At 70.4% G+C, this 23,336-nt stretch carries 21 protein-coding genes and 1 tRNA gene; 11 read left to right on the forward strand and 11 right to left on the reverse strand.

Going from position 1 to position 23,336, the window contains the following annotated elements; genetic code table 11:
• Positions 1 to 43 precede the first annotated feature (43 nt).
• Together AC3WRV_RS06895 and AC3WRV_RS06900 are read right to left on the reverse strand one after the other, a co-directional pair.
• Positions 44 to 685 carry a hypothetical protein gene (locus AC3WRV_RS06895; protein WP_492312644.1) on the reverse strand — a complete coding sequence of 214 codons (642 nt, stop codon included), beginning with the start codon at positions 683 to 685 and terminating at the stop codon, positions 44 to 46.
• A 92-nt stretch (positions 686 to 777) separates the two neighbouring features.
• Positions 778 to 2,085 (reverse strand): S8 family serine peptidase, encoded by a 1,308-nt coding sequence (locus AC3WRV_RS06900; RefSeq protein ID WP_492312645.1) that lies wholly within the window; start codon positions 2,083 to 2,085, stop codon positions 778 to 780.
• 98 nt (positions 2,086 to 2,183) lie between these two features.
• On the opposite strand from AC3WRV_RS06900, the gene AC3WRV_RS06905 reads away from it, so the two are divergent.
• From AC3WRV_RS06905 to AC3WRV_RS06920, 4 genes are all read left to right on the forward strand, one after another.
• Positions 2,184 to 2,693 (forward strand): RNA polymerase sigma factor, encoded by a 510-nt coding sequence (locus AC3WRV_RS06905; RefSeq protein WP_492312646.1) that lies wholly within the window; start codon positions 2,184 to 2,186, stop codon positions 2,691 to 2,693.
• Positions 2,690 to 3,415 carry a hypothetical protein gene (locus AC3WRV_RS06910; RefSeq protein WP_492312647.1) on the forward strand — a complete coding sequence of 242 codons (726 nt, stop codon included), beginning with the start codon at positions 2,690 to 2,692 and terminating at the stop codon, positions 3,413 to 3,415. Before AC3WRV_RS06905 ends, AC3WRV_RS06910 begins: the two co-directional genes overlap by 4 nt.
• Positions 3,416 to 3,495: 80 nt before the next feature.
• On the forward strand, positions 3,496 to 4,575 hold the full coding sequence (locus AC3WRV_RS06915) for a helix-turn-helix domain-containing protein (protein ID WP_492312648.1): 1,080 nt from the start codon (positions 3,496 to 3,498) through the stop codon (positions 4,573 to 4,575).
• Entirely contained in the window at positions 4,569 to 5,435 is an 867-nt protein-coding gene (locus tag AC3WRV_RS06920) for a nucleotidyl transferase AbiEii/AbiGii toxin family protein (protein WP_291840692.1), read from the forward strand. The genes AC3WRV_RS06915 and AC3WRV_RS06920 overlap by 7 nt, the downstream gene beginning before the upstream one ends.
• On the opposite strand, the gene AC3WRV_RS06925 is transcribed toward AC3WRV_RS06920, so the two are convergent.
• The 3 genes from AC3WRV_RS06925 to AC3WRV_RS06935 all read right to left on the reverse strand — a co-directional run bounded on the left by AC3WRV_RS06925 (position 5,432) and on the right by AC3WRV_RS06935 (position 7,952).
• Entirely contained in the window at positions 5,432 to 6,808 is a 1,377-nt protein-coding gene (locus AC3WRV_RS06925; protein ID WP_492312649.1) for a cytochrome b/b6 domain-containing protein, read from the reverse strand. The genes AC3WRV_RS06920 and AC3WRV_RS06925 overlap by 4 nt on opposite strands.
• Positions 6,809 to 6,913: 105 nt before the next feature.
• Entirely contained in the window at positions 6,914 to 7,612 is a 699-nt protein-coding gene (locus tag AC3WRV_RS06930; RefSeq protein ID WP_492312650.1) for a YceI family protein, read from the reverse strand.
• 264 nt (positions 7,613 to 7,876) lie between these two features.
• A tRNA-Lys gene (locus AC3WRV_RS06935) sits at positions 7,877 to 7,952 on the reverse strand.
• Between the two features lie 288 nt (positions 7,953 to 8,240).
• On the opposite strand from AC3WRV_RS06935, the gene AC3WRV_RS06940 reads away from it, so the two are divergent.
• Both AC3WRV_RS06940 and AC3WRV_RS06945 read left to right on the forward strand, forming a co-directional pair.
• Complete coding sequence (locus AC3WRV_RS06940; protein ID WP_492312651.1) at positions 8,241 to 9,692, forward strand: amino acid permease; 1,452 nt, start codon at positions 8,241 to 8,243, stop codon at positions 9,690 to 9,692.
• Entirely contained in the window at positions 9,692 to 10,045 is a 354-nt protein-coding gene (locus AC3WRV_RS06945) for an Hpt domain-containing protein (protein WP_492312652.1), read from the forward strand. The genes AC3WRV_RS06940 and AC3WRV_RS06945 overlap by 1 nt, the downstream gene beginning before the upstream one ends.
• A 54-nt stretch (positions 10,046 to 10,099) precedes the next feature.
• Here AC3WRV_RS06945 and AC3WRV_RS06950 read toward each other — a convergent pair whose 3' ends face one another.
• Positions 10,100 to 10,372, reverse strand: coding sequence for a chorismate mutase (locus AC3WRV_RS06950; RefSeq protein WP_291833983.1), 273 nt, complete (start codon positions 10,370 to 10,372; stop codon positions 10,100 to 10,102).
• 79 nt (positions 10,373 to 10,451) lie between these two features.
• Positions 10,452 to 11,264 (reverse strand): ferredoxin--NADP reductase, encoded by an 813-nt coding sequence (locus AC3WRV_RS06955; protein ID WP_291833973.1) that lies wholly within the window; start codon positions 11,262 to 11,264, stop codon positions 10,452 to 10,454.
• A gap of 156 nt (positions 11,265 to 11,420) precedes the next feature.
• On the opposite strand from AC3WRV_RS06955, the gene AC3WRV_RS06960 reads away from it, so the two are divergent.
• The 4 genes from AC3WRV_RS06960 (at position 11,421) to AC3WRV_RS06975 (ending at position 16,329) form a co-directional block, all read left to right on the forward strand.
• Positions 11,421 to 13,691 (forward strand): S9 family peptidase, encoded by a 2,271-nt coding sequence (locus AC3WRV_RS06960; RefSeq protein ID WP_492312653.1) that lies wholly within the window; start codon positions 11,421 to 11,423, stop codon positions 13,689 to 13,691.
• 142 nt (positions 13,692 to 13,833) lie between these two features.
• On the forward strand, positions 13,834 to 15,378 hold the full coding sequence (locus AC3WRV_RS06965; protein WP_492312654.1) for an amidase: 1,545 nt from the start codon (positions 13,834 to 13,836) through the stop codon (positions 15,376 to 15,378).
• A 193-nt stretch (positions 15,379 to 15,571) separates the two neighbouring features.
• Positions 15,572 to 16,057 (forward strand): low affinity iron permease family protein, encoded by a 486-nt coding sequence (locus tag AC3WRV_RS06970; protein ID WP_291833964.1) that lies wholly within the window; start codon positions 15,572 to 15,574, stop codon positions 16,055 to 16,057.
• A complete protein-coding gene (locus AC3WRV_RS06975) occupies positions 16,054 to 16,329 on the forward strand; it encodes a SemiSWEET family sugar transporter (protein ID WP_291833962.1) in 276 nt (91 codons plus the stop codon). Before AC3WRV_RS06970 ends, AC3WRV_RS06975 begins: the two co-directional genes overlap by 4 nt.
• Here AC3WRV_RS06975 and cysC read toward each other — a convergent pair.
• Both cysC and cysD read right to left on the reverse strand, forming a co-directional pair.
• Positions 16,307 to 18,103: an adenylyl-sulfate kinase gene (gene cysC, locus AC3WRV_RS06980; RefSeq protein ID WP_492312726.1), complete on the reverse strand. Its 1,797-nt coding sequence runs from the start codon at positions 18,101 to 18,103 to the stop codon at positions 16,307 to 16,309. The genes AC3WRV_RS06975 and cysC overlap by 23 nt on opposite strands.
• A 29-nt stretch (positions 18,104 to 18,132) precedes the next feature.
• Entirely contained in the window at positions 18,133 to 19,035 is a 903-nt protein-coding gene (cysD, locus tag AC3WRV_RS06985; RefSeq protein ID WP_492312655.1) for a sulfate adenylyltransferase subunit CysD, read from the reverse strand.
• Positions 19,036 to 19,128: 93 nt separating this feature from the next.
• Here cysD and AC3WRV_RS06990 point away from each other — a divergent pair, with 93 nt between their 5' ends.
• Positions 19,129 to 20,034 carry an ROK family protein gene (locus AC3WRV_RS06990; RefSeq protein WP_492312656.1) on the forward strand — a complete coding sequence of 302 codons (906 nt, stop codon included), beginning with the start codon at positions 19,129 to 19,131 and terminating at the stop codon, positions 20,032 to 20,034.
• On the opposite strand, the gene AC3WRV_RS06995 is transcribed toward AC3WRV_RS06990, so the two are convergent.
• Both AC3WRV_RS06995 and AC3WRV_RS07000 read right to left on the reverse strand, forming a co-directional pair.
• Complete coding sequence (locus AC3WRV_RS06995) at positions 20,031 to 21,368, reverse strand: sigma-54-dependent transcriptional regulator (protein ID WP_291833951.1); 1,338 nt, start codon at positions 21,366 to 21,368, stop codon at positions 20,031 to 20,033. The genes AC3WRV_RS06990 and AC3WRV_RS06995 overlap by 4 nt on opposite strands.
• Entirely contained in the window at positions 21,365 to 23,173 is a 1,809-nt protein-coding gene (locus AC3WRV_RS07000) for a sensor histidine kinase (RefSeq protein WP_492312657.1), read from the reverse strand. Before AC3WRV_RS07000 ends, AC3WRV_RS06995 begins: the two co-directional genes overlap by 4 nt.
• Positions 23,174 to 23,336: the final 163 nt, after the last annotated feature.

Raw genomic sequence — 23,336 nt, forward strand, 5'->3', positions numbered from 1 at the left:
GCCGAGGGCCGACGGGGTTCAGCGGCTTCCGGGGAAGACCAGATCAGTCGTCGCGGCCCGCGCCGCCGCCGGCGTTGGCGCCGACCGAGGCCGAGGCCCCGTTGCGGTTCGCCGAAGCCGATCCGTTCACGCCGGCGGCGCCGTCGGCGCGGCGACGAGCGGGGCGGGCCGAACCGTCGGCCGAACCGGACGCCGATCCGTTCACGGAGCCGTCGCGGGCGGACGCGGCGCCGCCCAGCATGCCGGAGCCTTGTCCCTGCGCCGATCCGGCGGCGCCGGACGCCGCGCCCTGGGTCGTGCTCTGGGCCGAGCCATAGGCGCCGGCCGCGGTAGACCCCACGGTTCCGATGGCGCCGGACGCCGTATCACGGGTGCGTTCGGCGGCGGCCGCAGCGCGGGCGCGGGTCCGCTCTGCGGCGGCGTCGGCGCGGGCCCTGGCCCGTTCGGCGCGGCGTTCCGTCCGCGACAGGGTGTCGGTAGCGCGGTCTCGGACCATACCGCTGTCGAGGGAGCCGCCCAGGCCGCCCGTCAGCGACCCCTGGCCGCCCAGCGAGCCGCCCAGGCCTCCAACCTGGCCGCCCAGGCCGCCGGTCAGACCGCCGGAACCGCCCAGGACCTGGGCCTGCGATGCGCCGGCCAGGGCCAGGCCGAACGCGACGGTCGCCATCATCAGGGTCTTCTTCATGATCGTATCTCCTGCAGATCGCGGGCGTGATCGCCCTCGCAGGGTCCAACGACGGGGCCGGCCGGTTTCATCCCGGGCGTTTCAAAAAACTTCTAGCGGCTGAGCTGTCCGCGCGCGCCGACCGCGCCGGGCGCGACCCGCAGATCCGCGCCGACCAGGCCATGGCCATAGACGGGATCGCGGCCCGGAGCGCCCATGTCGGTCGCCGACCGCGCCAAAGCCTCGAGCGCCGCGGACCCTCCGCCCCGGCGCGCCAGCAGTCCCGCCACCAGGGGCGCGGCGAACGACGATCCGCGCACCCTGGTCCAGCCGCCCGCCGGACCGGCGGCGGCCATGTCGGCGCCGGGCGCGACGAAATCGACCTGCGGACCCCGGCCGGTCTCGGGCAGGATCCGGTTCCGGCCGCTGACGGCCCCGACCCCGACCACGCCATCATAGGCCGCCGGATAGAGGGCGGCGGCGGCCGGTCCGTCGTTTCCGGCGGCGGCGACGATCGTCACGCCTCGCGCCTGGGCGCGCGCGACCGCGCGTTCGACCAGTGCGTTGCGCGGGCCGACGAGGCTGACGTTCACGACCTGCGCGCGCTGCTCGACCATCCAGGCGAGCGCCTGGGCGAGCCCCGTGGAGGACCCGCCCGCCGCCTGACCGCCATAGATGTCCGCCACCAGCAGGTCGGCGCCGGGATCGGCCCCGGAGAAGGCGCCGCTGCGCCCGACCATCAGGGACGCCACCGCCGTGCCGTGCGCGCCCAGCCGGGGCGGGCCGGCGAAGCCGCGCTGGCTGATCCGCGATCCGGCGAGGGCCGGATGGGTCGCCTCCACCCCCGTGTCGATCAGGCCCAGCCTGGCCCCGCCCGCCTGGGGGCCGGGTGGCGCGGGGGCGTTCGATCGGGGGGCAGCCGTCTCGCTCCCGGCGGGCGAATAGATGTGGTTGAAGCTGACGTCCGCGTCGGGAGCCAGCGCCCGCAGCCGGGCCACGGCGCGGGCCAGCGGCCATCGCGCGGGCGGCGCCAGCACGACGACCGACAGATCCAGCGCCTCCAGACGGTCCTCCCGGATCACGGTGAAACCGGCGCGCACCGCCTCGGCCCGGGCCGCATCGGACAGGTCGACGGCGACGATCTGCGCCGCCACCACCGGCCAGCCCTGGGGATCGGTCTGAAGGGCGCCGTCCGAACGCCGCACCAGATCGGCCAGCCGCGACGGCGCCTGCAGCGCCCGGTCGATCGCCTGTCGCCCCAGGGCGTCCACGTCCGCGACCCCCGGCAGCCGGTCGCCGAGCGGCGAGGGGAGGCCCGGCAGCTGGGGCGCCTGCAGCGGCCCGAGCTGGGCGGCGGCGGGCGTGCCGACCGCCACGATCAGCAGCGCCGTCCATCCTGCGAGGATCGTTCTCAGCGACACCGACAACCACTCCGTTCTTGCATCCGACGGTGATCCGCCTTGTGTATGGCATGGATGAAACGTCTGGGTCCGGTCGTTTCATCCCGTATGGACGAGGAATGCATTTGGACGACTTTCAGACGGGGCTGGTTGAGCTTCTTCCGCGCCTGCGCCGATTTGCGCGGGTGTTGCGGCCCCGTGATGCGGACGCGCAGGATCTCGTCCAGCAGACCGTCGAGCGCGCGCTGGCGGCGCGGTCGAAATTCCGGGTCGGGACCCGACTCGACAGCTGGACCTTCACCCTCATGAGACGGATCGCCATCGATGAGGGCCGCTCGAACCTGCGGTGGGGCCGCGTGGTCACGCCGGAGGACGACGCCACCGCGCGCGTCCCTGACGCCGCCCTGGCGGACGAAAGCCTGCGCGTCGACGCCCTGGCGGTCCGCGACGCGATCCACGCCCTGCCCGACGACCAGAAACACGCCGTGGCCCTGGTCCTCGTCGAGGGCCTGTCCTACGCCGAGGCGGCCGAGGTCCTTGGCGTGCCCGCCGGCACCCTGACCAGCCGCCTAGTGCGCGGGCGGCAGGCCCTGATCCAGACCCTGTCCGCGCAAGGAGTGACGGGATGACCCGCTATGACGACGAAATCCTGATGCGGCGCATCGACGGGGAGCTGAGCGTTGAGGCGGGCGAGCGGATCGACGCCGAGGCCCTGAACGACCCCGAACTGGCGGCGCGGCTAGCCCGCATGCGCGCCCTGAGGGCGGCGGCGCGGGAGGCCTTCGCCGTCCAGCCGGATCCTCGCGATCAGGCGCTGGCGCGGCTGATCGCGGGCTCTGAGCCTGTAGCCGCGCCCTGGACGCGGTTCACCCGCGCCATCGGCGAGGCCTTCGCGCCACGGCGGGCGGCGCTGTGGGGCGGCCTGGCCGCGGCGACCTTCATCGGCGGCCTGATGATCGGCCCGCTGCTGGACGGCCGGAACGACGGCTTCGTGCTCGCGCCCGGCGGAGAAATCGCCGACGCGGGCCTGGTCCGGGTGCTGGATCGCCGGCTGGCGTCGGAAGGCGCCGACGGCGAGGGGCGCGCCGTCGTCCTGACCTTCCGCGACGGGGACGGCCGCTGGTGCCGCACCTTCCGGGCCGGCGACGCCGGCGTGGCGGGCCTGGCCTGCCGCGAGAACGACGCCTGGTCGATCCGTGCGCTGGCGCCCTCAGCGGCCGGGTCGGGCGAGATCAGGACCGCCGGAACCGACACGCCCGCCGCGGTCCTCGCCGCGGTCGACGCCAGCCTGGCCGGAGACGTCCTGGACGCCGGGGCCGAGGCCGAGGCCCGCGACGCCGGCTGGCGCTGAGCTGCTTTCACTGACTGGTGAAAGTTGGCCATTGAGTGAAAACGCCTTGATATTTTCACCAAAAAATATACTTTCACTGTATGTTGAAAGAGGTTGATCTTGTGAAAATGGAGGAGGACGGCATCGGCGCTGTCAGCCTCCTCCTCCAGCAGATTCCGGATCTCCATGTCCGTGACATCGAGCGGGAGCACCTGTCGCGGGGTCGCGGGATCGATTTCGTGGTGCGCTTCGAGAAGGACGCTCAGCCCTATCGTCTGCTCTGCGAGGTCAAGAGCTCCGGCACGCCGAAATCGGCCAACCAGGCGATTCATCAGCTGATCAGCTACCAGAGCCGTCATGGGCGCAGGCAAGATCGGTTCGAGGCGCTGGTCTTCGTCGCCCCCTACGTTTCGCCACAGGTTCGGGAGATGTGCAGGGACTATGACGTCAACTACGTCGATCTGCTCGGCAACTGCCGGCTGGTCCTTCCCGGCCTCTACGTCGATCGCCAGGTGGCGACGACGCCGCAAGTCGAGACCCGGGATCTGAAATCCCTCTTCAAGCCGAAATCCGCGCGGGTGCTGCGCTATCTGTTGAAACGAGATCAGACGGCGCGCCGTCTGAGCGAGATCGCCGAGGCGACCCAGGTCAGCATCGGTCAGGTCCACAAGCTGAAGACCGCCCTGGTGGAGCGTGACTGGATCGAAGAGACGCCGGACGGATTCGTGGTTCGCAATCCCGATCTTCTTGTGGACGCCTGGCTTTCCGCCAACGAGCCCCCGCAGGGACGTCGGCAAGGCTTCTACACCGTACTCCATGACGGCGCGCTCGAACGGGCGGTGGAGCTTGCCGTCGAGAGGGCGGGCCCGGCGGCGGCGCTGTGCGGGCGTTCAGCGGCGAACTGGTGGGCGCCCTGGCTGCGGGCCTCGAATGTGGAGCTCTACGCCGACCCTGTCGCCTTGCCGATCCTGGTTGACGCGCTGGACCTCCAGCCCGCCGCCAAGGGGGGCAACGTCTGGATCACCGTGCTTGACGAGAGCGGCCCGCTTCTGGACGCCGAAGAGGTTCGCCTGGGCGTTCGCGCGACCAGTCCGCTTCAGACCTACCTCGACCTTTCCAGGGGCGGGGAGCGAGATCGCGAGGCCGCCGACCATCTGCGCAGGGAGATCCTGCCGTGGTGAACGGCGTCACGGCCGCCAAGCCGGCGCCCCACCCCTATGGCTCGCGCACGACCGAGGCGGTGAAACGGGTCCTGGTGGAACTGGGTCAGGTGCTCGGCGATTATCGCGGCAAGTTCGTGGTCGTCGGCGGCAACGTACCCTGGCTCCAGATCCCCGACCCCGTGACGGCGCACATCGGCTCCATCGACATCGACCTGGCGCTTGACGCCGAAGCGCTGGCCGGCGGCCAGTACAAGGGGCTGATCGATACGCTGTTGGCCGCCGGCTATCAGCAACCGGCCGACGGCGAGGTGTATCAGCTGGCGCGGGACGTCCCCTCACAGGACGGCGGCCCGCCGGTCAGGATTCTGATCGACTTCCTGATGCCCGAACACGCGGTCGTCAAAAAGAACCGGCCGCAGCTGGTTCCGGACTTCGCGGTCATTCCCGCCAGCGGCGGCGATCTCGCGTTGAAGTTCGCCGACAAGATTCTGCTCGAGGCGGAGATGCCGAGAGGAGGGCTGAATCAAGTCGAGCTCGCCGTGGCGTCCATCCCGGCTCTGCTTGCGATGAAGGGCTATGCCCTGGTCGGGCGGGACAAGGACAAGGACGCCTACGACATCTATTATTGCATCCGGCACTACCCCGGCGGCATCGATGCACTCGCCACCGCTTGCCGACCGCTGATGTCGAGCGAGACAGCGTTGAAGGGCTTCGCGGGCATCGCGGCGAAGTTTCAGAGCCGGGAGTACACCGGACCCTACGCTGTCCGACGGTTCGCGGCGGAGGAGGGGATTCTCGACGACCGCGACGAGGACGAATGGCAGACGGACGCCTTCGGGCAGGTCGCGGCTTTCCTGAAGGCGATCGGGTTGCGCTAGCCCTCGCGTCGGGCGTGGACCGAGACCGTCACCGTGATCGCCTTGGACACCCAGTCGCCGGCGGCGTCCGAGGCCAGGCCCAGGTCGAAGGCCGTGCGGTCCAGCGTCAGGGTCCCTTCGACGACGGCCCGACCGGCCGTTTCCCGGAAGGTGAACGGCAGGATCGTCGGCACGGCCCGGTCCTTGATGCGCAGCGTCCCCTGCGCCTCGTAGCGGTCGCCGCCCAAGGCCCGGAAGGCGGTCGCCTCGAACCGCGCCGTGGGGAAGCCGGCCGGGTCGAACCATTCGGCGTCCTGCAGCGATCCTTCCTGCGTCGCGTCGCCCGTGCGCGCCGAGCCGGTGCGCACCGTGACCACCGCGCGGGATCCGGCCAGGTCAGCGGGATCGAACCAGATCCGGCCGTCCCAATCCTCGAAGCGTCCGTTGAAGGCCGCTCCGGCATGGGTCCCGCCGAATTGAATGGAGGAGGCCGCCCGGTCGAGAGACCAGGCCTGGGCGGTCCCCGGGACGATCGCCGCATCGGGCGCCGCCGCCCTGGCCGTCGCCGTCTCGGCGGGAGCCGCGGCCGTCATCGGCGCCGGCCGGGCGGTGGTCCAGCCGACGACGCCGATCGCCGCCGCCAGCGCCAGGCCGGCGATCATCGGCGCGCCGACGCCGCCGCGCCGCCTGGGCGGCGTGACAGGCGCCCGCGCCTCTTCGAGCGAAGGACTCTCCGCCGCGTCGGATTCGACCAGGATCGCCGCCTCATCCGGCCCGACCGGCGCGGCCTGGGCGGCGCGGTCCCGCCAGCGGGGCAGCATGTCGCGCAGGACGTGATCGCGGTCGACGAAATGATGCTTCAGCGCCGCGCCCGCGTGCAGGGCGACGAGAACGACGGCGCCCCAGGCCATCAGGCTGTGCGCCCCCATGGCCTGGAAGGCCAGCGTCCGGCGTGCGCCCTCCGCCAGCGCCTCGACGCCGGGCAGGTGCGCCACGGGCAGCAGGCCGAACCAGGACGTCGCCACGTTGAGCGCCCGGTCCAGGCCCACGGCCCATCCCGTCGAGACGTAGAGCCAGCCGGTCAGCGGCAGGGCCAGCAGCAGGCCGTAGAAAGCGAACTGGGTCGCCCGCGCCAGGAAGGCTTCCCAGCCCTTCATCCCCTCGGGCAGCGGCGGCGTCCGGTGGGTCAGCCGCCAGACGATACGGACCACGGTCAGCGCCAGGATCGTGAAGCCGATCGACTTGTGCAGCTGGAAGACGCGATAGGCCGTCGCCTGGCTGTCCGGATGGGCGATCGCCTCGCTCATCCACCATCCCATGGGGATCATGGCCAGGATGGCGAGCGCGGTCAGCCAGTGCAGCGCGATGGCGACGGTCGTGTAGCGGGCGGTCATGGCGAAGGGTCCCCAGGCGCGAACGACGGCGCGGGTGATGGGCGATGGAGGTGATGGAAGAAGGGGCGGGTCCCGTCGGAACCCGCCCCGGCTGTCGTCCGCGGCCTACTGCGCCGGAGCGGCGGCGGGCGCTTCCTGGAGGAACTCTCCGTTGAAGCGGATCGTGGCTTCGTCGCCCAGCGGTCCGGTCGCCATGCCGAAGTCCGAACGCTTGAACACGCCCTCGGCGGCGAAGCCGATCGCCGGACGGCCGGCCATCGGATGGCGCGCCAGGTCGCCGACGAAGGTGACCTTCAGCGTCACCGGCCTGGTCTGGCCTAGGAAGGACAGGTCGCCGGTCACATTCGCCGTGCGCGGCCCGGTGGGCTCGACCTTGGTCGAGCTGAAGCGGATGTCCTTGTGGACGTCGGCGTTCAGGAAGGCGGCGTTGCGCGCGATGTCCTCGCTCCAGCTGCGGAAGCCCGTCTGGGCGTGGGTGGCGCGATAATCGCCCGCGTAGTAGGCGTCGACCGAGGTCGGATCGATGGTCGCCGTCACGCTGGAGTTGGCCAGGTTGGCCGGATCCAGGGTCAGCCGGGCGTCCAGGGTGTTGAACCGGGCCGTATAGTTCGACAGGCCCATGTGGGTGATCGACCATTCCAGCGAGGCGTGGGTCGGGTCCAGGGCGTAGACTCCGGCGGGGACCTTCAGCTCGACCGGCGCCGTGGCGGCGGCGTCGACGGCGTCCGCGGCGGGGGCGGCGGCCTGGCCGCAGGCCGCCAGCAGGGCGAAGGCCGAAATGGCCAGCAGGTGTTGGATCTTCATGGGGGAGGAGACCTCGGAAAGCGGCTCGGCCGGGACCGGCTCTGAAACAGGGAATCGTCACGACGGATCGCAACAGAAACAGTATATGTTTCAGTTTCCGTATTTCAACCACTCCGAGGCGCATCGTCGTGCGGCGCGCGATCGGCGGGCGGAGGGGACGGCGCAGCTCAGTCGAGCGCGCAGCGCTGAACGCCGTTCCAGACGGTCAATCCGGTGGTCGGCCTGCCCTGTGGACTTATAAATGATTGATTTTAAAAGGGACGATGGTGGGTGATGTAGGGTTCGAACCTACGACCCGCTGATTAAGAGTCAGCTGCTCTACCAACTGAGCTAATCACCCGAACTCATCGTCTGCGCACTGACGGGCGGCCGGGACCGGCGTCAGCGAGGGGCGGGACATAGCGGCGGCGTCCCCGGATGGCAAGCGGCTTTTGGGTGTCCGTTTCGGTTTGTCGCAGGCGGGGCCGGACCATTCTGCTTCCAGCCGGAACAGTCTGAATCCGGAAAATGGCCCCGGATCACGCCGGAGCCATGCCGGGGCCGGGTTGGATGGTGTCCAAGGCGACCGATTTTGCTCTAGGGTCGTCGCGGAATCAGCCGCCGGGGAGCGGCGAGGGGAGACGCGACCATGGCCTTCTGGAATCGCCGCCGTTCGATCGACACGATGCTGGCGCCGCACGACGGCCCGGCGCTGAAGAAGACGCTGGGCTGGCCGCACCTGATGGCGCTGGGCGTCGGGGCCATCGTCGGCACCGGCATCCTTACCCTGATCGGCGTGGGCGCGGGCCTGGCCGGTCCGGCGGTGATGGTCAGCTTCGCCCTGGCGGGGCTGGTCTGCGCCTGCGCGGCGCTGGCCTATGCCGAGCTGTCGACCATGATGCCCGCGGCGGGCAGCGCCTACACCTATTCCTACGCCGTCCTGGGCGAGGCCGTCGCCTGGATCGTGGGCTGGAGCCTGATCCTGGAATATTCGCTGGTGGTGTCGGCCGTGGCGGTCGGCTGGGCCGGCTACGCCACGCCCTTCCTGCACGGCCTGGGCATCGACCTGCCGACGGCGCTGACGGCCGGGCCGCACGCGGGCGGGATCATCAACCTGCCGGCGGTGTTCATCATCGCCGTGGTCACCGGCCTGCTGCTGCTGGGCACGCGCGAGAGCGCCACGGTCAACGTCATCCTGGTGCTGGTGAAGATCGCCGCCCTGGCGGTGTTCGTGGCCATCGCCCTGCCGAAGTTCGACGCGGCCCACTTCACTCCCTTCATGCCCAACGGCTTCGGCGCGCCGCAGATTCCGTTCTGGGAGCAGATCACCGGCCAGCCCGCGGTCGCCCAGACCGGGGTGATGGCGGCGGCGGCGATCATCTTCTTCGCCTTCTACGGCTTCGACGCCATCTCGACGGCGGCCGAGGAGACCAAACGGCCCGAGCGCGACCTGTCGATCGGCATCGTCGGCTCGATGCTGGTGTGCACGGCCCTGTACCTGCTGGTCGCGGCGGCCGCGATCGGGGCGCGACCGGTGTCGGAGTTCGCCTCCAGCACCGAGCCGCTGTCGCTGATCCTGCGTGAACTGGGTTCGAACTGGGCGGCGCAGCTGGTGGCCGGGGCCGCGGTGATCGCCCTGCCGACGGTGCTGCTGGCCTTCCTGTTCGGCCAGAGCCGGATCTTCCTGGGCATGGCCCGCGACGGCCTGCTGCCGCGCAGCCTGGCCAAGGTGTCGAGCCGGGGCGTGCCGGCGGTGGTCACCGTCTTCACCGCCATCGTGGTGGCCATCCTGGCCGGTCTGCTGCCGCTGGACGAGCTGGCCTCGCTGGCCAACGCCGGGACGCTGTGCGCCTTCGCCGCCGTGGGCGTCAGCCTGATCGTGCTGCGCCTGCGCGAGCCGGGCCGCAAGCGGGTGTTCAAGGCCCCGCTCTGGTGGCTGGTCGGGGCGATCACGGTGATCGGCTGCCTGCTGTTCTTCTTCAGCCTGAAGCCCTTCACCCAGACGGCCTTCTTCATCTGGAACGGCGTGGGCCTGGTCATCTACCTTGTGTGGTCGTCGCGGAACTCGCGGCTGGCCAAGGGCGAGGAGACGGCGGCCTGATGGCGCGCCGGGACCTGTCCGGGGCGGTCGACTTCGACGTGCTGGAGCGGATGACCGGCGGCGAGGATTCCATCACCGACGAGGTGCTGGGCCTGTTCGGCCAGCAGGCGACGATGTGGTCGCCGATGCTGGATGTACGGGAAGAGGGCTGGCGCGACGCCGTGCACACGATCCGCGGCGCGGCGGCGGGCATCGGCGCGGACGCTCTGGCGCAGGCCTGTCAGGCGGCGGAGGCGGCGGACAGGGCGTCCGCGCCGCCGCTGCTGGACCGGGTGCGGGATCAGCTGGAGATCGCCCTGGGCGACGTGGCGGCCTATCGGCATGAGCTGATGCTGAGAAGTTTGAGGGGCTGAAAGACCCCCTCCACCCCTTCGCGGTTCCCCTCCCCCAGAAGGGGGAGGAAAAGCCTAGCCGCGCGTCTTGTCCCAGACGCTGAATTCGTGGGCGATGCAGCGGTCGACGAGGGTGCGCCAGACGGGCTCGGCGATGTCCGGCGACAGTCCGGCGGCGCCCGCCGCGGCCAAGACCTTGGCGACCACGTCCTCGATGCGGGCGTCGTCATGGACGACGTCGCGGCTCGGCTTGATGCGGGCGGCGGCGTTCATGTAGCGCTGGCGCTCGGCCAGAAGGGTGACGAGGGCGCGGTCCAGGGCGTCGACGCCGTGGCGGACCTCGGCCATCGACAGGCAGGCCTCGGGGGCGACGCGGGCGTCGATGCCCAGAACCTCGGGCGCGACCACGGTCCGGGTGTCTTTCAGGTCAACCGACAAAGGCGCGCTCCAGAACATAGTCGCCGGGCTCGGCGTTCGAGCCCTCCTTGAGGCCGTAGGTTTCCAGCAGTTCGCCGGTCTCCTTGATCATGGCCATCGAGCCGCACAGCATGACGCGGTCCGTATTGGGAGAGAAGCCGATGGGCAGGCCCAGGTCGGCGAAGACGTCGCCGGACTTGATGCGGTCGGTGATCCGTCCCGGGGTCTCGAACCGCTCGCGGGTGACGGTGGGGTAGTAGGTCAGCTGGGCCTTGGCCTCGTCGCCGACCAGCGGATCCTCGTGGATGCCGTGGGTGAAGAAGTCGCGGTAGGCGAGGTCGGCGACGTTGCGCACCGTGTGGCAGACGATGACCTGGCCGAAGCGGCTGTAGGTGTCCGGATCGCGGGCGACCGAGAGCCAGGGGGCCAGGCCCGTGCCGGTGCCGATCAGCCAGAGGCGCTCGCCGCCGGTCAGGGCGTCCAGCACCAGGGTGCCGGTCGGCTTCTTGCCCATCAGGACGGTGTCGCCGACCTGGATCTTCTGCAGGCGCGAGGTCAGGGGGCCGTCGGGGACCTTGATGGAGAAGAACTCCAGCTCCTCGTCCCAGTGCGGGCTGGCGATGGAATAGGCGCGCAGCACCGGCTTGCCGCCGTCTTCGCCGGGCAGGCCGATCATCACGAACTCGCCCGAGCGGAAACGGAAGTCCTCGGGACGGGCGATGCGGAAGCTGAACAGCTGGTCGGTCCAATGATGGACGGACAGGACCTCGAGTTCGTGGAAGGGCGAGGCCTTGGCGGGGGGAGGGGCGACGGCGTCGGTCATTGCGGCGCTTCTTAGGGGGTGCGGGCGGCAGGGGGAAGGGATCGGGTGTCGCGGCGACGGCATTTGGCAGGACGGCCGTTGGAAGGCGTGGGGGGTGACGGCGGAGGATTCCGCCTCTAGCGTCCCGGCAACTCAAAAAACCTTCGTGCGGCGTTCATGCGAAACATCCTGCTGGCCTCCACCCTGTTCGTGGCGACGTTGTCGCCGTTTACCGCCGCGATGGCGCAACAAACTGCGGCCCCCGCGACCGCCGACAGCGCGATCCTGACGCCGGAGCGGGTGTTCGCGAACCCGTCGCTGTCCGGCCCCGTGGCCAAGGGCGTCAGCCTGTCGCCGGACGGGGAACTGGTGGCCTTCCTGCGCTCGCGTCCCGACGACGTGGAGGTGCAGGACCTGTGGGCCGCGCCGACGGGCCCGGGCGAGCCGTTCAAGTTGATCGACGCGCGGGCGCTGGTTCCCGACGCGGGCGAACTGTCCGAGGCCGAGAAGGCGCGCCGCGAGCGCATGCGGATCAGCGCGCGCGGCGTGGTCGAGTATTCGTGGGACGAGCAGGGCCGCTACATCCTGGCGCCGCTGGAGGGCGACATCTTCCTGGCCGCGCGGGAAGGGGGGCAGGTACGCCGCCTGACCGAGACCGAGGCCGACGAGATCGACGCCAAGGTCTCGCCCAAGGGCAATTTCGTCTCGTTCGTGCGGGACCAGGACCTGGTGGTCTACGACCTGGCCACGAACACCGAGACGGCGGTCACCAGCGACGGCGACGGGCTGAAGACCTGGGCCACGGCGGAGTTCATCGCCCAGGAGGAGCTGGACCGCGACACCGGCTACTGGTGGAGCCCGGACGAGCGGTTCATCGCCCTGCAGCACACCGACGAGTCGACCGTCGACATCATCCCGCGCCTGGACATCACCGGCGGCGGCGCGTCGACGGTGGAGCAGCGCTATCCGCGCGCGGGCCGTCCGAACGCGGTGGTCGAGCTGTACGTCCACGACCGCCAGAGCGGTCAGCGGATCAAGGTCGATCTGGGCGCCGACAATGACATCTACCTGGCGCGGGTGAACTGGTCGGCGGACGGCCGGACCCTGTATGTGCAGCGACTGTCGCGGAACCAGAAGACCCTGGACCTGCTGAGCGTCGATCCGGCCACGGGCGCCTCGCGTGTGATCGTGAGCCAGCGGTCGGACGCCTGGGTCCCGCTGAACCACGACTTTAAGGCGCTGGATAACGGCGACTTCCTGTGGTCGTCGGAAGAGACCGGTTGGAAGCACCTGTATCTGTACAACCGCGACGGCCGCCGCCTGCGCGCGATCACCCAGGGCCAGTATCCGATCAAGAGCCTGGCAGGGGTCGACCAGCGCACCGGCGACGTCTTCTTCACCGCCTCGATGCGCGACGGGCGTGAGCAGCCGATCGAGCAGCAACTGTTCCGGGCTTCGCTGCGCCGGACCATGACGCCGGTGGCGGTGACCTCCGCCGGCGGCTGGTGGAGCGCGTCGATGAACAAGACGGGCACCGCCTTCGTCGGCAACTACACCGACCTGAACACGCCGATGCAGTCGGCCCTGTACCGGGCCGACGGCACGCGCATCCGCTGGATCGAGGAGAACCGTCTGCAGCCGGGTCACCCGGCCTATCCGTTCGCCTCGCGCCGGGGTGAAGTGACCTTCGGCACGCTGGAAAGCCATGGCGAGACCCTGGTCTGGCAGATGACCACGCCGCCGGGCTTCGACCGGACGAAGACCTATCCGGTGGTCATGCAGGTGTACGGCGGACCGTCGGGCGGCGGGGTCAAGCGTGGCTGGCAGTCGGCCACTAATCAACTGTTGACTGAGGCTGGATACATCGTCTTCCGCCTCGACAACCGCGGAGAGGGCGACCGCTCGGCGGCGTTCAAACAGGCGCTTTATCTGCGCATGGGTCAGCCTGAGATCCAGGATCAGGTTCTGGCAGCTGACTATCTGAGATCGTTGCCTTTTGTGGACGACGACCGCATCGCCATGATGGGCTGGTCCTACGGCGGCTTCATGACCCTGATGGCGGCGACCGAGCCGAAGATGGGACTGGCCGGCGCGCTGGCCGGGGCTCCGCCGACCGAGTGGGGCCTGTACGACACCGCCTATACCGAGCGCTACATGTCGACGCCGCAGGACAACGTCGAAGGCTACGCCGCCTCGGACGTCATTCCGCGCCTGCCGAACCTGACGGGCCGGCTGCTGCTGATGCACGGCATGGCCGACGACAACGTCATCCTGGAAAACTCGACGCGGGTGATCAACGCCCTGCAGCAGAACAGCCAGCCGTTCGAGCTGATGCTGTATCCGGGGCAGCGTCACGGGGTGCGCGGCAACGAGCGCCAGCTGCAGCAGTGGCGGACCTATCTGGACTTCCTGGACCGGACGATCGGGACGCGGTCGCATACGCAATAGCCAGAACTCCGCTCATCCCGGCGAAAGCCGGAACCCAGTTCTTTCGTTGAGACGCCGTTGGGGGAATGGATCGATGACTACGCGAAGCGACGGGCGGTCCTCGCCCAAAGCACTGGGTCCCGGCTTTCGCCGGGATGAGCGGATGTTGACGGGGGTGGGGGCCGCCGCGGCGCTGCTGATGCTGACGGCGGGCGGGGCGGAGGCGCAGACAGCCCCCGAAGTCCATGTGACGCGCGAGCCGGTGATCAGCATCCCCCTGCGTCCGCCGCTGACGGCGGAGAACGTCATGGCCCAGTACCAGGCCTACGACCGGCGCGCGGGAAGCATGATCCGCTGGAGCGCGCCCGAGGTTCTGGCGCCGATGCTGCCAGGCGCCGTCATGGTGGCCACGCCCGACGCGCCGCTGACCGAAATCAGCGGTCGCAGACTGGTCCTGAAGGACAATATCGAGACGGCGGACATGCCGACGACGGCGGGCTCGCTGGCTCTGGCGGACAATGCGCCGGGGCGGGACGCGCCGATCGTCACCCGGCTGCGGGCCGCGCGGGTTATTCTGCTGGGCAAGGCCAACCTGTCCGAGTGGGCCAACATCCGCTCGAACAATTCGATCAGCGGCTGGAGCGCGATAGGCGGTCAGACCCGCAATCCCTATGACCTGGAGCGGACCCCGTGCGGGTCGTCTTCCGGAAGCGCGGTGGCCGTCGCCACCGGTCTGGCCGAATTGGCGATCGGGACCGAGACGGACGGGTCGATCACCTGCCCGGCCTCGGTGAACGGGGTGGTGGGCTTCAAGCCGACGGTGGGGCTGGTGTCGCGGACCCACATCGTGCCGATCAGCCATTCGCAAGACACCGCCGGGCCGATCACGACGACGGTCGAGGACGCTGCGCGGGTGCTGACGGTGATCGCGGGCAGCGACCCACTGGACCCGGCGACGGCCGAGGCGGATGCGCGCAAGACGGACTACGCCCGGGCGCTGGATGCGCGGTCGCTGAGCGGCGCGCGGATCGGGGTGATGCGCTTCCTGCTGCCCTCCTATTCGGAGCAGACGCGGGCCGAATTCGAGCGGTCCCTGCAGGTGATGCGCGACGCTGGGGCGGTGATCGTCGACATCACCGAGCCGCCCGCCGACTGGCGCAATATCGGGACCTGGGAGCTGCAGGTGCTGATGAGCGAGCTGAAGATCGACCTGAACGCCTATCTGGCCTCGACCGACCCGACGCAGGTGCGCACGCGGACCCTGGCGGACCTGATCGCCTTCAACACGGCGGAGCCGCGCGAGACGGTGCTGTTCGGGCAGGAGCTGTTCCTGCGCGCCGAGGCGACGACCGGGCTGGAGGATCCGGTCTATGTCAACGCGCGGGCCAGCTCGCTGCGCGCGGCGGGACCCGAGGGGATCGACAAGATGATGGCGGACAACGCCGTGGTCGCCCTGATCGCGCCGACGACCTCTCGCGCCTGGACCAACGACCGCGAGGACGAGGACAATATGCAGGGCTCGGCCAGCCGGCTGGCGGCGGTGGCGGGCTATCCGCACCTGACCGTGCCGATGGGCTTCGACCGGGGCATGCCGGTCGGGATCAGCTTCATGGCCGGGAAGTGGGAGGACGCGAAGGTCCTGTCGCTGGGCTATGCGTTCGAGCAGCTGACCCATGCCCGGCGGGCGCCACAGGCGCCGAGGGACTGAGGTCCGGCGATGGCGCGTGGGAAGTGATTAGTGGTTAGTGATTAGTGGGTGGCCGCCGCGCCACCCGTGCGAGGAAGGCCGCCAGACGTGAAGCTGCGATCCACTAATCACTAACCACTAATCACTTCCCTGCACCCTGTCGGATCGGCTCGCCACCCACGCAACCTTCACCATTTCCCGGGGTTGAGCAGCCATGGAAAAGCTGTTCGTCAAGTTCGCCACCCTGACGGCGAAGGTCGCCGGCAAGCCGTGGACCTTCATCGCCTGCTGCGGGATCGTGCTGGTATGGGCGGCGACAGGGCCGATCTTCAAATTCAACGAGACTTGGCAGCTGGTGATCAACACCGGCACGACCATCATCACCTTCCTGATGGTGTTCCTGATCCAGAACACCCAGAACCGCGACGGGGCCGCGATGCAGGCCAAGCTGGACGAGCTGGTGTTCGCCGTGAAGCAGGCCGACTCGCGCTTCATCGGCATCGAGCACCTGACCGAGCGGGAGCTGGACGCCATCCTGATGGAGGTCGAGGCGCGCGGCATCGCGGTGCATCAGGGCAAGCCCGCCGCGCCGATCAAGGGGCGGCGCGGGCGGCGGATCGACGATGTCGAAGCCGCCCAGCCGGACAAGGCTACGCCGCCGAAAGAGCGCAAGACGCCGACGCGGCGCAAGGCGTCGTGAGCGACCTGATCGCCAATGCTGTCGGCACGGCGGCGGCGCTGTGCTCGATCACCAGCTTCGCGCCCCAGATGATCAAGATCTGGAAGGAGCGGGACGCCTCGGCGGTGTCGCTGAAGACCTATTCCCTGACGGTGACGTGTTTCGTGCTTTGGACCATCTACGGCGTCATGACCTCGGCCTGGCCGGTGGCGGTGGCGAACGCCTGCGCGCTGGTGATGGCGGCGGGCGTGCTGGGGATGAAGTGGCGCTTCAGCCGGGGCGCTGGGTCCTGAGGACCAGCTCCATGACCAGATCAGCGGCCTGATCGGGCGAGCAGGCGGTGGTGTCGATCCGCAGGTCCGGGGCCTGGGGCGGCTCATACGGACTGTCGACGCCGGTGAAATTGGCCAGCTGGCCCGCCCGCGCCCGGGCGTAGAGGCCCTTCACGTCGCGCGCCTCGGCGACCGTCAGCGGGACGTCGATGTGGATCTCCAGGAACTCGCCGGGTTCCATGAGGGCGCGGGCCATTTCGCGCTCGGCCCGGAAGGGCGAGATGAAGGCGACCAGGACGATCAGGCCGGCGTCGGTCATCAGCCGGGCCACCTCGGCTACGCGGCGGATGTTCTCGACCCGGTCGGCGTCGGTGAAACCGAGGTCGCGGTTCAGGCCGCCGCGCACATTGTCGCCGTCCAGCAGGGCGGAGTGGAAGCCCCGTTCCAGCATGCGCTGCTCGACCCGGTCGGCGATGGTCGACTTGCCCGCGCCGGACAGGCCGGTGAACCAGAGGACGAGCGGCGTCTGGCCCTTGCGCGCGGCGCGGTCGGCGCGGCTGACGGACAGGGGTTGGGGCCGGATGCTGGTCGCCCGGCGCAGGGCGAAGCGGATCATGCCCGCCCCCGCCGTGGCCGAAGTCATGCGATCAATCAGGATGAAGCCGCCCAGCTCCCGGCTGTCGGCGTAAGGCTCGAACGGCACGGCCGCATCGAGCGACAGGGTGACGAGGCCGATCTCGTTGAGAGCGAGGGTGCGGGCGGCCAGGGCCTCGCCGCTGTCGGGATCGACACGATGCCGGATATCCATGACCCGGGCCGGAACGGTCGCGGTTCCGATCTTCAGGTCATGGGTGCGGCCGGGCAGCAGGGGCTGATCCGACATCCAGACCAGATGGGCCTCGAACTGGTCGGCGACGGCGGGCGGGGCGTCGGGCGAGACCAGCCAGTCGCCGCGCGACACCTCGATGGGACGATCCAGCGTCAGGCTGACCGACTGGCCCGCGCGGGCGGTCGCGGCGTCGGGGCCGTCGATGGAGGCCACGGCGGCTTCTGCGCCGGACGGCAGGACGCGCAGGGGATCGCCGGGCCGGATCGCGCCGCCCGCGACCCGGCCCGCGAAGGCGCGGGCCTCGCCGTCGCGCAGGACGATCTGGACCGGCAGGCGGAAGGGGCCGTCGGTCGGGCCCGGCGCGGGGGTCTGGGCCAGCCATTGCGACACGGTGGGGCCGTCATGCCACGCCATGGCGGGGATCCGGCGGGTGACGCCCGCGCCGGTCAGGGCGCTGATGGGGATGGGGGTCACGTCGTCCAGGCCCAAGTCCGCGGCGAAGGCGCGGTAGTCGGCGGCGACGGCCTCGAAGACCTCCTGCGACCAGCCGGCGAGGTCCATCTTGTTGACCGTCAGCAGCAGGCGGCGGACGCCCATGAGGGCGAGGATGCGGGTGTGGCGCCGGGTCTGGGTCAGGACGCCCTTGCGCACATCGATCAGCACCACGGCCGCGTCGGCGGTGGAGGCGGCGGTGGCCATGTTGCGGGTGTACTGATCATGCCCCGGCGCATCGGCGAGAATGAAGCGGCGCTCTCCCAGATCGAAGGCGCGCCAGGCCACGTCGATGGTGACGCCCTGCTCGCGCTCGGCGGCGAGGCCGTCGACCAGAAGCGACAGGTCCGGATCGGGGCCCAGGGCGGCCAGATGGTCGACGGAGACCGCCCCCGCGTCGTGCAGCAGGCGGCCGATCAGGGTCGACTTGCCGTCATCCACCGAACCGCAGGCGATCACGCGCACGGGGGACATCGGGACGGGGGACATCGGAACGGGGACCATCAGAAATAGCCCTCGCGCTTCTTGCGCTCCATGGAGGCGGCGGGGTCGTGGTCGATCGCGCGGCCATGGCGTTCGGAGGCGGTGGCGGCGGCGATCTCGGCGACCACGTCCTGAAGGGTGTCGGCCCGGCTCTCGACGGCGCTGGTCAGGGGCCAGCAGCCGAGGGTGCGGAAGCGGACGCGGCGCACGACCGGCGCCTCGCCGGGCAGGAGGCGGAGGCGCGCATCCTCGGCCAGAAGCAGGACGCCGTCGCGGTCGATCACCAGGCGATCGGCGGCGAGATAGAGGTCGGGCACGGCGACGCCTTCGCGCAGGACGTAGCGCCACACGTCGAGCTCGGTCCAATTGGAGAGGGGGAAGACGCGCAGCGTCTGCCCCTGGCTTAGGCGCGTGTTGTAGAGGCTCCAGAGCTCGGGCCGCTGGTCGCGCGGGTCCCAGCCGTGGGCGGCGGTGCGGACGGAGACGATGCGCTCCTTGGCGCGGCTCTTCTCCTCGTCGCGGCGGGCGCCGCCGAAGGCCGCGTCAAACCGGCCCGCGTCGAGCGCCTGTTTCAACCCCTGGGTCTTCCAGAGGTCGGTGTGGACCGCGCCGCCGTGGCTGAAGGGATTGATCCCGGCGGCCTGCGCCTCCGGATTGCGGTGAACGATCAGGGGCAGGCCGGCGGCCGCCGCGGCGGCGTCGCGGAAGGCGTACAGGGCCTCGAACTTCCACATCGTATCGACGTGGAGCAGGGGAAATGGCGGCGGCGCGGGATGAAAGGCCTTGCGGGCCAGATGCAGCATGACCGCGGAGTCCTTGCCGCCCGAGAACAGCATGACCGGACGCTCGGTCCCCGCGACGGTCTCGCGCAGGATGTGGATGGCCTCGGCCTCCAGCCAGTCCAGAATGTCGTCCCGCCCCATGGCCTACCAGTGACGGTTGAATCGCGCGGCGCCAAGCCCGCACCGGCCTGTCGGGGCATGGCGGAATGAGGCGCGACGCGGCAGGGTGCCGCCATGGACACGGGATTCGGATCGCCGCTGATCGCGGGCATCGAACTGGGCGGCACCAAATGCGTCTGCGTGCTGGCGTCGGGACCCGACGACATCCGCGACGAAGTCCGCCTGCCGACGACCACGCCGGAGGAGACGCTGGGCGCCATTCGCGCGGTGCTGGAGCGCTGGGCGGCCGGGCCGGGCTTCGCCGCCATCGGCATCGCCAGCTTCGGGCCGGTGGAGTTGGACCCGCGCGCGCCGAAATACGGGCACATCACCGAGACGACCAAGCTGGCCTGGCGCTGGGCCGACCTGAACATGCTGCACCGGGGCTTCGGCCTGCCGGTCGGACTGGATACGGACGTGAACGGCGCGGCGCTGGCCGAGGGGCGGTGGGGCGCGGCGCGGGGGCTGGACAGCCACGCCTATGCGACCGTGGGCACCGGGATCGGCGTGGGTCTGGTGATCAACGGGCGGACCGTGCGCGGGCTGGGCCATCCGGAGGTCGGGCATCTGAAGGTCGGGCGACTGCCGGGGGACGCCTGGCCGGGGGTCTGCGCCTACCACGGCGACTGCGTCGAGGGGCTGGCGTCCGGACCGGCGGTGGAGGCGCGCGCGGGGCGGCCGGGCGGAGAGCTGACGCCGGACGATCCGGCCTGGGACATGGTCGTGCACGCGCTGGGCGGGATGCTGCACAACGTGGTGCTGACGGCCTGTCCGCAGCGAATCCTGATCGGCGGCGGGGTGGCCGACGGTCAGCCGTGGCTGTTCGATCGCCTGCGCGCCTCGCTGGTCGAGAGCTTGGCGGGCTATGGCGTGGCGGGCGCCATCGCCGCCGACATCGACGCCTTCGTTCAGCCGCCGGGCCTGGGCGCGATGGCCGGGCCGATGGGGGCGGTCGCGGTGGGGCTGGACGCGCTCCGCTAGCGCCTCCGGTGCTCGGACGGCTGGATGCCGTGACGGGCCATCTTGTCGTACAGGGTCTTGCGCGGGATCTTCAGGCTGTCGGTGACCCGGCGCATGTCGCCGCTGTGGGCGGTCAGGGCCTCGCGGATCAGTTCGGCCTCGTAGTCCTGCACCTGTCTCGACAGGCTACGGTCGGTCTCCAGCCGTTCGGTCGGGGCGGCGATGCCGACGGCGACCTCGCTGGCGTAGTTGGACAGTTCGCGCAGATTGCCCGGCCAGTCGTGCTCCAGCAGGCGACGGCGGATGGCGTGGTCGATCGGCGGGATGTCCCGGCCCAGACGTCGCGCCGCGCGGTCCAGGAAACGGGCGAACAGCAGGGGCACGTCCTCGCGCCGCTCGCGCAGGGGCGGGATGCGCACGCGCACCACGTTGAGCCGATAGAACAGGTCTTCGCGCAGGTCGCCGCGGGCCACGGCCTCGGCCGGATCGGCCTTGGTGGCGGCGACGATGCGCAGGTCCAGCGCATGGGCCTCGCCCGCACCCAGGGGCATGACCTCGCGCTCCTCCAGCACCCGGAGCAGCAGGAGTTGGGCGGCGCGGGGGGCCAGGTCGATCTCGTCCAGGAAGAGACTGCCCTGGTGCGACTGCTCGATCTGGCCCTCGCGGCGGCGCAGTGCGCCGGGGAAGGCGCCGGCGGCGTGGCCGACCAGCTGGCTCTCCAGCCCGTCCTCGCGCAGGGTGGCGCAGGAGACGGCGACAAAGGGCTTCACCCGGCGGCGGCCAGCGTTGTGGATGGCGCGGGCGACGGCCTCCTTGCCCGCCCCCGTCTCGCCCTCGATCAGGACATCGACCTCGGCGTCGGCGAGGCGCTGGATGGCGGCGCGCAGGGCGGTGACGGCCCGGCTCTCGCCGCTGAGCGGAATGGACCATTCGTCGTCCATGGCCAGGGTGGCGAGGCGGCGGTTGTCCAGCACCAGGGCCCGCTTCTCCAGCGCCCGGTTCAGGGTCTCCAGCAGGCGTTCGGGGGCGAAGGGCTTGGCCAGGAAGTCGTAGGCGCCGCGCTTCATCACATCGACGGCTTCGGCGATGTCGCCGTGGCCGGTCATGACGACGACGGGAAGATCGGGGTCGAGCACCGCGAGGCGGTCGACCAGCTGGCGCCCGTCGAGGCCGGGCATGCGCAGGTCGGTGACCACCACGCCGTCGAAACGGGCGTCCAGCGCCTTCAGCGCGGCGTCGCCGGACGCGAACTCGGAGATCGCCAGGCCGGACAGGCCCAGCCGCTCGGCCAGGGCGGCGCGGAAGGCGTCGTCATCCTCGACCAGGGCGACGCGGTTGCAGGGCTGGAAACTCATGCGGCCTTCGCCAGTACGATCTTGAAGACAGCGCCTTCGGGGGTGGGTTCGTGGATCAGTTCGCCACCGAAGCCGGCGACGATGTCGCGGCTGATGACGAGACCCAGGCCCATCCCGTCGCGCTTGTCAGTGGTGAAGGGGGTGAACAGTCGGTCCAGCACCTCGGGCGAGACGCCGGGGCCGTTGTCGGAGATGCGCACGGTGACCTTGCCCGCCCGGACGGTGACCGAGATGTCGATGACCGGGGAGGGAACGCCCTCCAGAGCTTCGATGGCGTTCTGCAGCAGGTTGAGGACGACCTGTTCGAGGCGGTTGCGCTCGGCCCGCACCTCGAGGCCGGCGGGGACGCGGCCGCGCTGGAGCGTCACTCCGCGTTCGCGCAGCCGGGCGCCGACCAGCAGCAGGGCGCCGTCGATGGCCGCCTCGACGCTGACCGGCACGGCGCCGGAGCGGGTCTTGCGCGAGAAGGCGCGCAGTTCGTCGGTGATGGCGCCGACGCGCTGGGTCAGCTCGCCGATGCGGGTCAGGGCGCGGTTGGCGCCGTTCGTGTCCTGCCGCTCCAGATAGACGGACGCCGTGTCGGCGTGGGTGCGGATGGCGGCGATGGGCTGGTTGATCTCATGCGCCACACCCGCCGCGATCTGGCCCAGGGCGCCCAGCTTGTTGGCCTGGATCAGTTCGTCCTGCAGGTCCTGGCGGCCCTTTTCGAGACGGCGGCGTTCCTCGATCTCGAGGTTCAACTGGTCATTGGCGGCGCGCAGCTCAGCGGTGCGGGCGTCGACCTGACGCTCCAGGTCGATGCGGGCGGCGACGTCCTCGGCGGCCTTGGCGATGGCGCGCTGGCGGCGGCGCAGCAGGATGCCGGTCAGACCCGCCAGAAGGGCGACGCTGAGCAGGGCGACGACCCGCGCGACCATGATCGACCGGCTGATGGCGGCGCCGGCCGGCGACAGTAGATGCAACCGCCAGCCGAGGTCCGGGATCGGGGCGGAGGCGCGGGCGTAGAGATCGGGCGGCACGTTGCGGGACAGGCGGATCAGGCCGGGGGCGAGCGCTTCGAAGGGCAGGGCCGACAGGTCGGCGCGCCCCGCGGTCTGGTCGACGGCCAGACGCCGGCGGCGGTCGGGCCGCAGGGCGCCGGTGGTGTGGAACCGCCAGTCGGAGACAGTGGTGATCAGCACCACGCCGTCGCCGTCGGTGACATAGGTCGGCTCGCCCGAGGCGCGCCACTCGGTCTCCAGGGCGTCGAACTCGACCTTGGCGACGATGACGCCGAGGGGGCGTCCGTCGGCGCCCGCGATACGGCGCGAGAGGTAGAGGCCGGGACGGCCGCTGACCGTGCCCAGGGCGAAGAAGCTGGCCTGACCGTCGCGCATGGCCTCGTAGAAATAGGGCCGGAAGCGGTAGTCGGAGCCGACGAAGCTGATCGGCTGGTTCCAGTTGCTGGCGGCCAGGGCCAGGCCGCGGGCGTCCAGCACATAGATGACGGCGGCGCGGGTCTCGCGCGTCAGCCCCTCGAACTTGCGGTTCAGCCGATCGACGGCCTCGGTGTCCGGGCGGGCCAGCAGGGCCTGCAGGTCGGGATCCTGGGCCAGGACCATCGGCAGGGAGCGATGCCGCTCCAGTTCGCTGCGCAGGACGGCGGCGTGCAGGGCCGTGGCGGTGGCCGCCTGACGCAGGGCCTCGGCCCGGGCCTCGCGCCGCGCAACCTCGCCCGCGACCATGGCGGCGACGACCGCGATGACCAGCCAGAAGACGGCGAAGACCCGCCACTGGCCCTGTGCGGAATCGAGAAAACGGGGCATGGAAGGACTAATGCGGGATTTCGCACATATGTCGAGACGGCGTGTGCGGGAATCCGCTCAAATCGCGTTTTTTGCAAGCGCGAAACGGCCAGTAAGCGTAGGAAAGTCAACGCGGTAGACGATTCTGGCCTTTCGCTTGCGAGGCCGGACCGGGGCTCACGAT

It is taken from the genome of Brevundimonas sp. EU05-FHT14B11 (assembly GCF_058790835.1).

Bases quoted from the DNA above. Each gene is read 5' to 3' on its own strand.
- AC3WRV_RS06940 (WP_492312651.1), top strand. From the start codon at position 8,241: ATGGCCTTCTGGAATCGCCGCCGTTCGATCGACACGATGCTGGCGCCG.
- AC3WRV_RS07000 (WP_492312657.1), bottom strand. From the start codon at position 23,173: ATGCCCCGTTTTCTCGATTCCGCACAGGGCCAGTGGCGGGTCTTCGCC.
- cysC (WP_492312726.1), bottom strand. From the start codon at position 18,103: ATGTCCCCCGTGCGCGTGATCGCCTGCGGTTCGGTGGATGACGGCAAG.
- AC3WRV_RS06970 (WP_291833964.1), top strand. From the start codon at position 15,572: ATGGAAAAGCTGTTCGTCAAGTTCGCCACCCTGACGGCGAAGGTCGCC.
- AC3WRV_RS06910 (WP_492312647.1), top strand. From the start codon at position 2,690: ATGACCCGCTATGACGACGAAATCCTGATGCGGCGCATCGACGGGGAG.
- AC3WRV_RS06960 (WP_492312653.1), top strand. From the start codon at position 11,421: ATGCGAAACATCCTGCTGGCCTCCACCCTGTTCGTGGCGACGTTGTCG.
- cysD (WP_492312655.1), bottom strand. From the start codon at position 19,035: ATGGGGCGGGACGACATTCTGGACTGGCTGGAGGCCGAGGCCATCCAC.
- AC3WRV_RS06930 (WP_492312650.1), bottom strand. From the start codon at position 7,612: ATGAAGATCCAACACCTGCTGGCCATTTCGGCCTTCGCCCTGCTGGCG.
- AC3WRV_RS06990 (WP_492312656.1), top strand. From the start codon at position 19,129: ATGGACACGGGATTCGGATCGCCGCTGATCGCGGGCATCGAACTGGGC.
- AC3WRV_RS06995 (WP_291833951.1), bottom strand. From the start codon at position 21,368: ATGAGTTTCCAGCCCTGCAACCGCGTCGCCCTGGTCGAGGATGACGAC.
- AC3WRV_RS06915 (WP_492312648.1), top strand. From the start codon at position 3,496: ATGTTGAAAGAGGTTGATCTTGTGAAAATGGAGGAGGACGGCATCGGC.
- AC3WRV_RS06955 (WP_291833973.1), bottom strand. From the start codon at position 11,264: ATGACCGACGCCGTCGCCCCTCCCCCCGCCAAGGCCTCGCCCTTCCAC.
- AC3WRV_RS06950 (WP_291833983.1), bottom strand. From the start codon at position 10,372: ATGGCCGAGGTCCGCCACGGCGTCGACGCCCTGGACCGCGCCCTCGTC.
- AC3WRV_RS06945 (WP_492312652.1), top strand. From the start codon at position 9,692: ATGGCGCGCCGGGACCTGTCCGGGGCGGTCGACTTCGACGTGCTGGAG.
- AC3WRV_RS06965 (WP_492312654.1), top strand. From the start codon at position 13,834: ATGTTGACGGGGGTGGGGGCCGCCGCGGCGCTGCTGATGCTGACGGCG.
- AC3WRV_RS06905 (WP_492312646.1), top strand. From the start codon at position 2,184: ATGCATTTGGACGACTTTCAGACGGGGCTGGTTGAGCTTCTTCCGCGC.
- AC3WRV_RS06895 (WP_492312644.1), bottom strand. From the start codon at position 685: ATGAAGAAGACCCTGATGATGGCGACCGTCGCGTTCGGCCTGGCCCTG.
- AC3WRV_RS06925 (WP_492312649.1), bottom strand. From the start codon at position 6,808: ATGACCGCCCGCTACACGACCGTCGCCATCGCGCTGCACTGGCTGACC.